General features: G+C 71.3%; 9 protein-coding genes. 6 read left to right on the forward strand and 3 right to left on the reverse strand.

Translation table 11 applies throughout. The features are described 5' to 3' along the window. The first annotated feature begins 523 nt into the window (after positions 1–523). Positions 524–2,152: an ABC-F family ATP-binding cassette domain-containing protein gene (locus ATK36_RS01140; protein WP_098509434.1), complete on the forward strand. Its 1,629-nt coding sequence runs from the start codon at positions 524–526 to the stop codon at positions 2,150–2,152. Positions 2,153–2,330: 178 nt separating this feature from the next. Then, a complete protein-coding gene (locus ATK36_RS01145; protein ID WP_003071237.1) occupies positions 2,331–2,540 on the forward strand; it encodes a helix-turn-helix domain-containing protein in 210 nt (69 codons plus the stop codon). Here ATK36_RS01145 and ATK36_RS01150 read toward each other — a convergent pair. Further along, the gene (locus ATK36_RS01150; protein WP_245914134.1) at positions 2,527–3,975 is read right to left on the reverse strand and encodes a glycosyltransferase 87 family protein; all 1,449 of its coding nucleotides are present in this window, start codon (positions 3,973–3,975) and stop codon (positions 2,527–2,529) included. The genes ATK36_RS01145 and ATK36_RS01150 overlap by 14 nt on opposite strands. A 210-nt stretch (positions 3,976–4,185) precedes the next feature. Here ATK36_RS01150 and ATK36_RS01155 point away from each other — a divergent pair, with 210 nt between their 5' ends. Then, complete coding sequence (locus ATK36_RS01155; protein WP_098509435.1) at positions 4,186–6,051, forward strand: ABC transporter ATP-binding protein; 1,866 nt, start codon at positions 4,186–4,188, stop codon at positions 6,049–6,051. A gap of 79 nt (positions 6,052–6,130) precedes the next feature. On the opposite strand, the gene ATK36_RS01160 is transcribed toward ATK36_RS01155, so the two are convergent. Further along, positions 6,131–6,859, reverse strand: coding sequence for a sugar isomerase domain-containing protein (locus tag ATK36_RS01160; RefSeq protein ID WP_098509436.1), 729 nt, complete (start codon positions 6,857–6,859; stop codon positions 6,131–6,133). Between the two features lie 98 nt (positions 6,860–6,957). On the opposite strand from ATK36_RS01160, the gene ATK36_RS01165 reads away from it, so the two are divergent. The 3 genes from ATK36_RS01165 to ATK36_RS01175 all read left to right on the forward strand — a co-directional run bounded on the left by ATK36_RS01165 (position 6,958) and on the right by ATK36_RS01175 (position 10,300). Beyond that, a complete protein-coding gene (locus tag ATK36_RS01165; protein ID WP_098509437.1) occupies positions 6,958–7,653 on the forward strand; it encodes an alpha/beta hydrolase in 696 nt (231 codons plus the stop codon). A gap of 80 nt (positions 7,654–7,733) precedes the next feature. Beyond that, a complete protein-coding gene (locus ATK36_RS01170) occupies positions 7,734–8,990 on the forward strand; it encodes an SAM-dependent methyltransferase (protein ID WP_211291755.1) in 1,257 nt (418 codons plus the stop codon). 116 nt (positions 8,991–9,106) lie between these two features. Next, the gene (locus tag ATK36_RS01175) at positions 9,107–10,300 is read left to right on the forward strand and encodes an LCP family protein (RefSeq protein ID WP_098509439.1); all 1,194 of its coding nucleotides are present in this window, start codon (positions 9,107–9,109) and stop codon (positions 10,298–10,300) included. A 705-nt stretch (positions 10,301–11,005) separates the two neighbouring features. Here ATK36_RS01175 and ATK36_RS01180 read toward each other — a convergent pair. Next, positions 11,006–12,871 carry an EAL domain-containing protein gene (locus ATK36_RS01180; protein WP_098509440.1) on the reverse strand — a complete coding sequence of 622 codons (1,866 nt, stop codon included), beginning with the start codon at positions 12,869–12,871 and terminating at the stop codon, positions 11,006–11,008. Positions 12,872–12,909: the final 38 nt, after the last annotated feature.

Raw genomic sequence — 12,909 nt, forward strand, 5'->3', positions numbered from 1 at the left:
CAGGGTCCCGGCAAAGGTGGTCGAGGCCCCGTGATCAGCAGAGAGAGCCGTGGCTGCCGCGCCATCATCGACGGCGCCTGCCATCGTCGTCGATTGCGCCCGCCTGCGGGTGAAGCGGCGGTGTTCGAGACGCGCGACCACCTCGTGGTGTGCGCCAGTCCTGTCTCGGGTCTGTGAATGCGCCGGACCTGTCTCGGGTCCGTGAAGGGGCCCTTCACGGACTCAGAGTCTGTGAAGGGCCCCTTCACAGACCTTCACAGACCTCCGCAGTCTGCGCCCCCTCACACCGACTTTGCCGACACCCTGGTGTCTGGCGCGTCTGAAGTGGACTTCGTAGCATCTCGGCCGGAAGTGAATCCGGCCACGGCCGGGAAAACCCCTCGACGCCGCCTCGTACACTGGTCTCGTGATCGTCAAGGAGTTCGTGCGGATCCAGCGAGAGTAGCCGCCGCGGCCCCGGGTGCCTGCTGTGCCGGGGGTTTCGCCGTCGTGCCCGCTTCCACCCCCGACTCCGGGAGTCTCCATGATCACGGCCACCGGCCTTGAGCTGCGCGCCGGCTCACGCATCCTGCTCAATGGCGCCACCCTCCGGATCCAGTCCGGCGACCGCATCGGCCTCGTCGGCCGCAACGGCGCGGGCAAGACCACCTCGCTGAAGGTGCTCGCCGGCGAGGGCGAACCGCACGCCGGCGACGTCCGGCGCAGCGGTGAGCTCGGGTATCTGCCGCAGGACCCGCGCGAGGGCGATCTGTCGGTCACGGCCAAGGACCGCGTGCTTTCCGCGCGCGGGCTGGACTCGCTGCTGCGCAACATGGAGAAGGCGCAGACCGAGATGTCCGAGCTGGTCGACGAGCGGCAGCGGGACAAGGCGATCAACCGCTATGCCCGGCTGGAGGAGCGGTTCGCCTCGCTCGGCGGATACGCCGCGGAGAGCGAGGCCGCGCGGATCTGCTCGAACCTCGGCCTGGCCGACCGGGTGCTGGCGCAGACGCTGCGCACGCTTTCGGGCGGGCAGCGGCGCCGGGTCGAGCTGGCCCGCATCCTGTTCGCCGCGGCGGAAGCGGGCGCCGGGGGCAAATCGGAGACCATCCTGCTGCTCGACGAGCCGACGAACCACCTGGACGCGGACTCGATCACCTGGCTGCGCGGCTTCCTCAAGCAGCACGATGGCGGTCTCGTGGTGATCAGTCACGACGTCGAGCTGCTCGGCGACGTGGTGAACAAGGTGTGGTTCCTCGACGCGACGCGCGGCGAGATCGACCTGTACAACATGGGCTGGCAGCGCTACCTCGACGCCCGCGCCACCGACGAGAAGCGCCGCCGCCGGGAGCGGGCCAACGCCGAGAAGAAGGCCGCCGCGCTGCAGCAGCAGGCCGCCAAGCTCGGCGCTAAGGCCACCAAGGCGGTCGCGGCGAAGAACATGGCCCGGCGCGCGGAGCAGATGCTGGCCTCCCTCGACGAGACCCGGCAGGCGGACAAGGTCGCCCGGATCAAGTTCCCCGAACCCGCCTCCTGCGGGCGCACCCCGCTGACCGTCGACGGACTGTCCAAATCCTACGGCTCGCTGGAGATCTTCACCGGAGTCGATCTTGCCGTGGACCGCGGGTCCAAGGTCGTCGTACTCGGATTGAACGGTGCCGGAAAGACCACTTTGCTGCGCTTGCTGAGTGGTTTGGAAACTCCGGATACCGGTTCCGTCGAACCGGGTCACGGATTGCGTTTGGGATATTACGCACAGGAACACGAAACACTCGACCACGATGCGAGTGTGTGGGAAAACATCCGGCATCTCGCCCCGGACACCGGGGCACAGGAGTTGCGGAACCTGCTCGGCTCGTTCCTGTTCACCGGCGAGCAGCTCGACCAGCCCGCGGGCACCCTCTCCGGCGGGGAGAAGACCCGGCTCGCGCTGGCCGGGCTGGTCTCCAGCCAGGCCAACGTGCTGCTGCTGGACGAGCCGACGAACAACCTCGACCCGGCCAGCCGGGCGCAGGTCCTGGACGCGCTGCGCAGCTTCGCCGGCGCGGTCGTGCTCGTCACGCACGATCCGGGCGCGGTGGAGGCGCTCGAACCGGAGCGGGTGATCCTGCTGCCGGACGGCACCGAGGACCACTGGTCGGCCGAATACCTCGAACTCGTGCAACTTGCCTGACCCGGTGCGTCCGCCCGCTTGCGCACGGTGGTGCCCGAGCACTGGAATGGCCCAATGTGATCGCTTTTCAGCGAGAATTGCGGCTGTCGTCTGGCAATCCGGCGCAGAGTGTTCGATCATTGCCCCGGCAGGGGCCCGGTAGGGCCCGGAACAACCACTCGGCGGGAAGGCGATCGACGTGGCTGATCTCAAGAAAGGCGCGCGGATCACCGGCAACACGCGTGACAAGCTGGCCGCGGATCTGAAGAAGAAATACGAGAAGGGGTCGAGCATCCGGGCTCTGGCGGAGTCCACCGGGCGTTCCTACGGGTTCGTCCACCGGGTTCTGTCCGAGTCCGGCGTTCAGCTGCGGGGGCGTGGCGGAGCCACGAGGGTCAAGAAGAAGTAGCACTACCAAGGTCGCTGCGCGGGGGGCGCAGCGGGCCGGCGGCGCGGAAGGTGAGTGCCGCGCCGAGCAGGATCACCGGGTAGACCAGGTATCCGTACCGGGTCGCCGGAGTGAGCAGGATCAAGGCGCCGAGTCCGACGGCGATCCGCACGAGAGCGGCGGATCCGGTCGCGGGGGGACGGCGTGCCAGCCACACCAGCATCGCCACGGCCGCGAGGCCGACCAGGACCAGTGCGAGCACCCGGCCCGCCGGGCCGAGTTCGGCGAGCAGATGCCCGGGCAGCGGGCTCGCCGCCGGGGAGTGCACCACGCCCATCCCGAGCGGGAAACGCAGCACATGCTCGGTGAACGCCCGGGGATCGACCAGATACACCGGCAGATGCAGCAGCAGTGTCGTACCGGCCACAGTGGTCACGAACCGGCCGAGCGCGGCGCGTCCCGCGGTTTTCCCGGCCTGGACCAGGATCAGCACCGCGAGCACCGCGAACGCCGGTGCCACGATGAGTTTCGCGCTGATCACCAGCGCCAGCACGAATCCCGACCAGCCCGCCCGGCCGGTGGCCGCGAGTGCGCAGGCCAGCACCAGCAGCCCGGCGATCGCCAGGTCCGGCCCGGCCACCGCCCAGGTCAGCGCGGTCAGCGGGCAGGCGAGCACCAGTTGCGCGGACAGTACCGGGATCCGCGGCCGGTGCAGCAGCCGCAGCGCGCCGAGTACACATGCGACAGCCGCGAGCGCGAACATCCACCGCGCGTCGGTGAGTGCGTCGGTGACCGGGTTGCCGCCGAAAATCGCGCGGGGCAAACCGAAAAACGCCATCACCGGACCGTAGGGCGTGTAGTCGTTCACCTCCGGAGGGCGATTAAGCGCGGTGACGTCCACATAGGGCGTTCCGTGCTGCAGCAGCAGGGTGGCGCTGCGCTCGATCACCCACACCTCGGGCTGCGCGGCCCAGGAGCCCGGGGTGATCAGCCAGTCCACTCCGGTCAGCCGGCGGATCACCAGCACCGCCAGCGGGCACAGCATGGCCAGCAGCCCGATCGCGCCGATCCCGAGCCACCGCGAGCCGGGCCGGTGCGCGCTGAACCGGCCGAGCCTGCCGGACCGGCCGAAGTTCCCGAACCTGCCGAGACCGCCGAGGTTGCCGGAAGTGCCGAGCCCGCCGTCGTTGCCGGGCCGGGGTGTGCCGGAACCGCCGGGATCATCCGGCCGATACCGGTATCGCCGCGCGGCGACCAGCAGCCGGCCGCTGTGCGCGGCGGCGATCCCGTAGCCCGCGATCGCGAAGGCGCCCCAGATCCGGTATCCGTAGAACTCCGAGGCGAACGCGGTGATCAGGGCGAAGACGAGGCAGCCGAGGTAGAACACCAGATCCCAGGTCAGTACCCGGGTGTGCGGCGAGCCGGTGGTGCGGGCAGGGGCCATCAGCAGGTGCATTCCTCCCCTTCCGCCGCGGCCGGCCGTGGCGACAGGCTACCGAGGCCGTACCGGTGCGCCGCAGCCGATCCTCGCCCGCTCGGGAAGAATGCCGGACCGGAGGGTGTTGTGCAGGTCATCTCCGGAAAATAGTTACAGTACTCTAGAGGTTTTGCGCAGAAACACCCGCATTGGCCGGGCCATGACCGTGCCCTGACTGGGGAGGCTCCGATGGACAACACCTGGGCGTTGCTCGGCTCCGCGATGCGGGCCGCCGACGCGCCGCGGGCCCTGACCAGGGGGACCATGCGCCGGGTCGCGCGATTCGCCCGTCCGCACTGGCGGTCGTTGCTGATCTTCCTGGCACTCACCGTGGTCTCCGCGGTGCTCGCGGTGACCACGCCGGTGCTCGCCGGCAAGGTGGTCGACGCGATCGTGCGGGGGCACGACCTGACCCCCGTGCTCGTGCTGGCCGCGGTGATCGCGGGGCTCGCGGTGGCCGATGCCGGGTTCGGCCTCGCCGAACGGTGGCAGTCCGCCCGGATCGGCGAGGGCATCATCCTCGACCTGCGCGTCGCGGTGTTCGACCACATGCAGCGGATGCCCATCGCGTTCTTCACCCGGGCCCGGACCGGGGCGCTGGTGAGCCGGCTGAACAACGACGTGATCGGCGCGCAGCGCACCTTCACCGCGACCCTGTCCGGCCTGGTCACCAACGTGATCCAGCTGGCGCTGTCGCTGGTGGTGATGGTGTCGCTGTCCTGGCAGGTCACGGTCGTGGCACTGGTGCTGCTGCCGGTGTTCGTGCTGCCCGCGCGCCGGCTCGGCCGCCGGATGGCCGGCCTGCAGCGCGAGGCCGCGCAGCTGAACGCGGGCATGACCACGCAGATGACCGAGCGGTTCTCCGCGCCGGGGGCCACCCTGGTGAAGCTGTTCGGCCGGCCGCGCGAGGAGGTGGCCGAGTTCGGCGTGCGGGCCGGGCGGGTTCGCGACATCGGGGTGCGCACCGCGATGCTGACCCGCTGGTTCATGACCAGCCTGACCCTGGTCTCCGCGCTGGCGCAGGCCCTGGTCTACGGCCTCGGCGGGTACCTGGCGCTCACCGGGCGGCTGGCCCCGGGCACCGTGGTCGCGCTGGCGCTGCTGCTGACCCGGCTGTACACGCCGCTGACCGCGCTCGCCAACGTCCGGGTGGACGTGATGACCGCGCTGGTCTCCTTCGAACGGGTCTTCGAGGTGCTGGACCTGGAGCCGATGATCCAGGAGCCGCCCGCGCCGAAACGCCTGGCGCCGGGCGGGGTCGCGGTGGAGTTCGACGACGTCCGTTTCGGCTATCCCGCGCCGGACCGGTTCTCCCTTGCCTCGCTGGAGGACGTGGCCACTGTGGACAGCCGCGGCGGGGACGAGGTGCTGCACGGCGTCAGCTTCCGCGCCGAGGCCGGGCAGATGGTGGCGCTGGTCGGCCCGTCCGGGGCGGGCAAGTCGACGATCTCCTCGCTGCTGCCGCGGCTGTACGACGTGGACAGTGGCGCGGTCCGGCTGTCCGGAGTGGACGTCAAGGACCTGAGTTTCGCCACGCTGCGCGAGACGGTGGGCGTGGTGACCCAGGACGGGCACCTGTTCCATGACACCATCCGCGCCAACCTGGCCTACGCCCGCCCCGGCGCGGTCGACGCCGACCTGTGGGCGGCGCTGGAGCAGGCGCGGCTGGCCGAGCTGGTGCGTTCGCTGCCGGACGGGCTGGACACCACCGTCGGCGAGCGCGGCTACCGGCTGTCCGGCGGCGAACGGCAGCGGCTCACGATCGCGCGGCTGCTCCTGGCGGAGCCGAAAGTCGTCGTCCTCGACGAGGCGACCGCGCACCTCGACTCCGAGTCCGAAGCGGCCGTGGGCGAGGCGCTCACCGGCGCCCTGGACGGCCGTACCGCACTGGTGATCGCGCACCGGCTGTCCACCGTCCGCCAAGCGGACCTGATCCTGGTGGTGGAGAACGGCACCGTCGTCGAGCGGGGCACGCACGAGGACCTGCTGGCCCGCGAAGGCCGCTACGCCGAGCTGTACCACACGCAATTCGACGAAGCGTCCACCGCCGCGTGACGGTGTACAGGCCGTGAAGGGGCCCTTCACGGACTCTGAGTCCGTGAAGGGCCCCTTCACAGCCTTGGGGCGGGCGCGTTCAGCGCAGCGCGGGCACCCGTGGGATGTACTTGGCCAGGAGCGCCGCGTTCGCCTCGTCGCCGCCCTCCACATTGGAGCTGCGCCACAGTGGCACGTCGAGACCTTCGGCGGTCCCCCGGTCGAGCACCTCGGCCAGGATCCGGTTCCACAGGAACGCGTTGACCACAGTGGACAGCGGCGCGGTGCGCGGCGCGTCCGCCGGATGGCTCGCGTCGCCCGGGATCACCAGGGAATCGAGGACCACGCTGGCCTCGTCGACGAGCGTGCTCGGCGCGCGGCGCGGCGCGGCGGCCACGCAGGCCCGCGACGTGACCGCGATCACCGCGGCACCGCGGCGGCGGGCGCCCGCGGCCAATTCGACCGGATAGGGGTTCACCCCGGAGGTGGAGAACACCACAAGCACGTCGTCCGGGCCGGGGGCGCGTTCGGCCAGCACCTCCTCGGCGAGACCGCCGCGGCGCTCGGTCTTCGTGCTCTGCTGCGCACCGTGCAGGGGCAGCAGTTCCGGGTGGTACACGGGGTACACGCAGGCGAGCCCGCCGGCGCGGTAGAAGGTCTCGGCGACCGCGGCGAGCGAGTGCCCCGCACCGGCGGTGAACACCAGCGCGTCCGCCCGGATCACCTCCAGCAGCAGCTCCGCCGCCGCGCTCAGCTGCGCGGCGTTGGCCTCGGCCGCGGCCTCGAGTTTGGCGGCTGTGCTCTTCCAGATCTCCGTGGCGCTCACCACACCTGCCCTTCATCGCGGGTCCGGGCGCCGAATGTATCGCGTGGACACGCTTCGTGGTGGATTACCGTGAAGCCCGATCGGACCAAGGGAGGCGGCTGGTGGCGGAGACGGGGCCGGTGCTCGCCCGATGGCGGGCGCGGGGCCGCACCCGCGCGGTGGCACTCGTGCTGCACGGGGGAGCGGAGTACGGCACCGCGGAGGTCCAGCCGTGGCGGCTGGCCTACCTGCGGATGATCCCGATGGCCAGAGCCCTGCACCGGGCGGGCCGGGACCAGGGGCTGGAGGTGCGGCTGCTGCGCAACCGCATCTACGGCTGGAACGAGCCGGCCGAGAGCCCGGTCCCGGACGGGCGGTGGGCGCTGGCGCGGATCCGCGCCGAGCACCCCGGCGTGCCGATCGTGCTGGTCGGGCATTCCATGGGCGCGCGGGTCGCCCTGCGCATCGCCGACGATCCCGCGGTGACCGGGGTCTGCGCGCTGGCGCCGTGGACTCCGGCCGGCGAGCCGGTGGAGCCGGTGCGCGACCGCTCGGTGCTGGTCGTGCACGGCACCCGCGACCGGATGACCTCGCCCGCGGACTCCTACGACTTCGCCGTCCGGGCCCGGCCGGTGGCCGCCCGCGTGGCCCGGGTGGAGATCGCCGGCGAGGGGCATTCGATGCTCCGCCGCCCGGCGGTCTGGACCAGGCTGATGTGCGCGTTCACCCGGGAGCTGACCGGGTCCGGGGAGCAGGACGAGACCTTCCGGCGGGCCGCGGCCGCGCCGGGCGACGGAGGGCTCCGGCTGCCCGGATGAACGGCCGGGACGGGGCGCGCGCCGCGCGGCCCCGGAATATCATGGGGAGAGGGCCGGAAGGCTCGTGCGGAGGGAGTGTCTTGTCCACCTCAAGTGTTGACCGGCCGGCGGCGCAGGACGCGCCGGTGCCGGACGGATCCCGCTGGCCGGGACTGGCCGCACCGCCGCATTCACCGGTGCGGGCACGGGCCGCGGAGGCGCTGTTCCGCCGTGCGGTGAAGACGCTGGACGTGCAGGTCACGTTCCCGGACGGCACGGTGCTCGGCGCGGGCGGGCCGGACGCGCCCCGGATGCGGATCCTGCGGCCGGCCGCGTTCTTCCACCGGCTCGGCGCGGACGCCAAGATCGGCTTCGGCGAGGCGTACATGGTCGGGGACTGGACCACCGACGACCTGCCCGGCGTGCTGACCCCGTTCGCGGAGCGGATGGCCACCATCGTGCCGCCGTTCCTGCAGCGGTTCCGCCGGCTGGCCGAGCGCACCCAGCCCGCCGCCGAGGAGAACACCATCGAGGGCTCCCGGGCCAACATCCACCGGCACTACGACCTGTCGAACGACTTGTTCAGCGCGTTCCTCGACGAGTCGATGATGTACTCCTCGGCGCTGTTCGGCCCCGGGGACACGCTCACCGCCGCGCAGCACCGCAAGCTCGACAGCGTGCTCGACTACGCCGGGGTGCGCGAGGGCAGCGAGGTGCTGGAGATCGGCACCGGCTGGGGCGAGCTGTCCATCCGGGCGGCCGCGCGCGGGGCGCGAGTCACCTCGCTGACCATCTCGCGCGAGCAGAAAGTGCTTGCCGACGCGCGGATCGCCGAAGCGGGCTTCGCCGACCGGGTCGACGTGCGGCTGTGCGACTACCGAGAGGCCACCGGCGAGTACGACGCGGTGGTGAGCGTGGAGATGATCGAGGCGGTCGGCGCGGCCTACTGGCCCGCCTTCTTCGGCACCGTCGGCGGGCGGCTGCGTCCGGGCGGCCGGTTCGGGCTGCAGGCGATCACCATGGACCACGAGCGGATGGTGGCCTCGGCGCGGTCCTACAGCTGGATCCACAAGTACATCTTCCCCGGCGGCATCATCCCGTCGGTCCGCGTGATCGAGGAGGGCATGCGCGACAACACCCGGCTGAAGCTGGCGGGGATGCGCGAGTTCGGCCAGGATTACGCCCGCACGCTGAAGCTGTGGCGGGACCGGTTCCAGTCGCGCTGGGAGGACATCCGCGGGTTCGGCTTCGACGACGTGTTCCGGCGGATGTGGGAGTTCTACCTCGCCTACTCCGAGGCGGGTTTCCGGGCCGGGCACCTCAAGGTGCACCAGTTCGGTTTCGCCGACCCGCGCTGACCTGCCCGTTCCCCACCGGCGCAACCAGTCCCGGGTACCGCACGTCTCTGTGATGGCGTCGTGCGGTTCACTGGGCCGCACAGGACCACCGGATTCGGGGAACGGGTGATCGACCGATGACGTACGGAGGCGACGACGGCCGGCGGCGGATGCCACCACCTCGGCCACCGCGGCCCGGCGGCCAGCAGCCGCGGCAGCGCGCCCAGATGATGCCGCTGCCGGGGCGTGCCCCCAGCCCGTACGACGGCCGTACCCCGCCGATAGGCCGGCCTGGGCAGTCGCCGGGCGAGCCGCCCCCGCCGCCGTACCAGGGCCCGCCCGACCGGCCCGCCGGGGCCTCGCGGCCGCGCCGGCGCCGCCGGTGGGGCGTCGGCCGGATCCTGATGACGCTGCTGCTGGTGTTCGTGCTGTTCCTCGGCGGGGTCTGGGCCTACCTGGAGTTCTCCATCAACCGGGTGGACGCGCTGAGCGACTACTCCGGCCGCCCGGCCGCCGCCTCCGGGGCGAACTGGCTGATCGTCGGTTCCGACAGCCGCGCCGGGCTGACCGCCCAGCAGGAGGAGAACCTGGCCACCGGCGGCGAGAGCGACGCGGGCGGCCAGCGCACCGACACGATCATGGTCGCGCACGTGCCGGACAACTCGGCCAAGCCGACGTTGCTGTCGCTGCCGCGCGACTCCCAGGTGAAAATCCCCGGGCACGGCACCAGCAAGATCAACTCGGCGTTCACCCTCGGTGGCCCGCAGCTGCTGGTGAAGACCGTGGAGGGCGCCACCGGCCTGCACATCGACCACTACGCGGAGATCGGCTTCGGCGGCTTCGCGAACATCGTCGACGCGATCGGCGGGGTCGACATGTGCATCGACAAGGACATGAACGACGAGATGACCGGCATCGCCATCAAGGCGGGCTGCCAGCAGCTCGACGGACGCCAGGCACTCGGCTTCGTCCGGATGCGGCACAGCAGCGCGACCCCGCGTTCGGATCTGGACCGGGTGGCCAACCAGCGCAAGTTCATCGGCGCGCTGGTCAGCCAGATCGCCAGCCCCGGCACGCTGCTCAACCCGTTCGACTTCTTCCCGCTGCTGTCCTCGGCCCCCGACGCGCTCACCATGGACAGCGGAGACCACCTGCACAACCTGGTCGGCCTGGCCATCGCCATGCGCGGCATCTCCGACGGCGGGGTCACCACCACCACGGTCCCGGTGACCAGCGGTTCGGCCGAGCACTGGGACAAGAGCAAATCGCAGCAGCTGTTCGACGCGCTCAAGAACGACACGGAGGTACCTGCGGGCATCGTGGTCAACTGAGCCGGCGGTCGGCTGAGCGCGGGCAGTGAGTCGGTGCCTGGTCGGGCGGGGGACTGGGTCGGTGGTCGGCTGGGCACTGGGACTGAGCCGTCCGGCTGGCGAGTCGGTCAGGCGAGGACATCGAGCCGGCGGCTGGCCTGGCCGGGGCTCGGGAGTTGAAGGTCCTGGTTGTGTTGTGAAAATTAGCGTACGTGTACGCTAATTGGGGAAAACGAATGCCGAGTGACGAGTGCGGTCGTCGGCAGTGACCTTCCTGTGGCGTGGGTCTGCTGGTCTCGGGTCGAGCTGAAGGACCACCCGGCTGCGCAGGTGATCATCGGCGCTGTAGTCGGGATCGCCTTGGAGGGGCGGCGACGCCGGACTTATCGCTCTGCTCGCGTAGCACCTCGTCTTGCCCACGTTGAGGTGCACGCGGGCGGCGGTCCTTGCTTAAGCTGGCCAGGCCGCCCGTCCACCTGGCCCGGAAGGCCGCTTGCTGAAGCTGCCAGAGTCGCGCACTCGGCCCGGGTAAAGCCGCACCCGAATCGGCTCAGCGCTCACCCGGCCCGGCGCCCCCTCGTTCAAGCCCGCAATGTCGTCCACCCGGTCCCGGCAAAACCGCCTACTCACCTGGCAAAACCGCCTACCCGGCCCAGCGAGGCCGCACGCCCGGCCCAGCAGCGGCCGCTCGCCCAAGCCGGCACGGCCGCCCACCAGCGGCCACCGTCAGCGTGCGTGTCGTTCGATCATTTCGTCCACTTCGTCGCCGGTGGCCGAGTCGGCGACGAAGGAGCCGCGGGCGGCCAGTACGCCCAGTTCCCGCAGCCGGTGCGCGTGCCGGGCGGTGCGCACGCCCTCCGCGCCGATCCGCAGGCCCAGTTCCTTCGCCCGGACGACCAGCTGGCCGAGATGGCGCACGTCGGCCTCGGCCGGCTCGTCGGCGAGTGCTTCGATCACCGCGCCGCTGAGGATCACGTGCCGCACCGGCAGGCCGAAGCGGGGGATCAGCTCCAGATCGGACGAACCTTCGATGGTCAGGACCAGTTGCGCACCCAGGTCGGCGAGTACGGAGAAGGAGTCCAGCACCTCGCCCGTCTCGTCGAACAGGGACTCCCGGTCGGTGCACAGCCGCAACGCCCGCGCGGGCAGTGCGTGCCGGTCGAGCTGCTCCTTCACCAGCATTACCAGATCGGGGTCGATGGCCAGCCGCTTCGGCAGCCGGATGCACACGTCCGGGGCGGCGTCGCCGTAGCGGTCGCGCCAGCGTGCGGTGGCGGCCAGGGATTCGGCCAGCAGCCACCGCCCGAGCGGGACGGTCATCCCGGTGGTCTGCGCGAGCGGGTAGAACTCGGCCGAGTCCAGCTCGCCCTTCTCCGGGTGGCGCCAGCGCAGCCCGGCGTTCACCGCGGCGATCTGGTCCTGCGCGGCCAGTTTCACGGTCGGCTGGTAGATCAGCGAGAACTCGCCGTTCTCCAGCGCGCCCGCGATCACCGCGCCCAGCCGGTACCGGCCGCGGTCGCGGGCGTCCTGGTGCGGGTCGAACAGCATCCACTGCGCCTTGCCCGCTTCCTTGGCCCGGTGCAGCGCGAGTTCCGCGGCGCGCAGCATCTCGATGTGCCCGTCCCCGGCGGCCGAGCGCACCACGATGCCCGCGCTGGCGCTCACCCCGATACCCTCGCCGTCGAGGTACTCCGGCTCCTGCAGATCGAGCAGCGCGCGATCCACCAGCGTGACCGCGTGCTGCTGGGTCAGTTGCGGGCCGCGCAGCACCGCCCCGAACCCGTCGCCGGACAGCCGGGCCAGATACCCCTCGTAACCCTCGTGCGGTCCGTCGAACACCGCCTTGAGCTTGCGTGCCACCTTCTTCAGCACCTGATCGGCCACGCCGGTGCCGAGCCCGTCGTTGATCACCCGGAATCCGTCGAGATCCAGGTAGATCAACGCGATCTCGGACTCGCCCGCCGAGGCGAGGGAGAATTCGAGCCGGGCGGTGAACGCCGCGGTGTTGGGCAGGCCGGTGAGCGGATCGTGCAGGTTCTGGTGCAGCAGCCGCTCGCCGAGCAGGTGCAGGTCGTCCGCGTCGGCGGCCATCAGCATCGGGAACCGGCTGCCCGGCGTGTCCCCGGGGACCGCGGCGAGCGTGACGTTGGTGATCAGCCCGCCGTCCACGCGGTGGTCCAGATGCACGCCGCGGACGGTCCGCCGGTCGTCGCCCTCCTCGAGGATCCGGGCCAGCCCGGCGCGCAGCCTGCCGGTGTCCTGCGGGGTGGCGGCCAGCTCCGCGAGATGCCGGCCGACCAGGCTCTCGGCGGTCCCGCCGAGCAGCTTCGCCAGCGCCGCGTTCGCCTCCACGACCACGCCGGACCGGTCGGCGAGCGCGATCCCGATCGGGGCGGCGCCGAACAGTGCGGCGAACCGCAGCAGCGCACCCTCGTCCGGCGGCGGTAGCGAGTCGGCGACCTCGTCCGCGAAGGCGAGCAGCAGCCGCTCCAGTTCGCCGGTGGGCAGCGCTACTCCGTTGGTGTCAGCGAGCGTGGCCGCGTACTTGCGTGCGACACCGGCCCAGCCTGGCGCGGCACCGGGTTCGGCCACACTCCACCTCTTCGGACGCGGACAATGACCAGCTCAGA

Origin of the sequence: Amycolatopsis sulphurea (assembly GCF_002564045.1) — a bacterium.
In the GTDB taxonomy this organism is placed as follows: domain Bacteria; phylum Actinomycetota; class Actinomycetes; order Mycobacteriales; family Pseudonocardiaceae; genus Amycolatopsis; species Amycolatopsis sulphurea.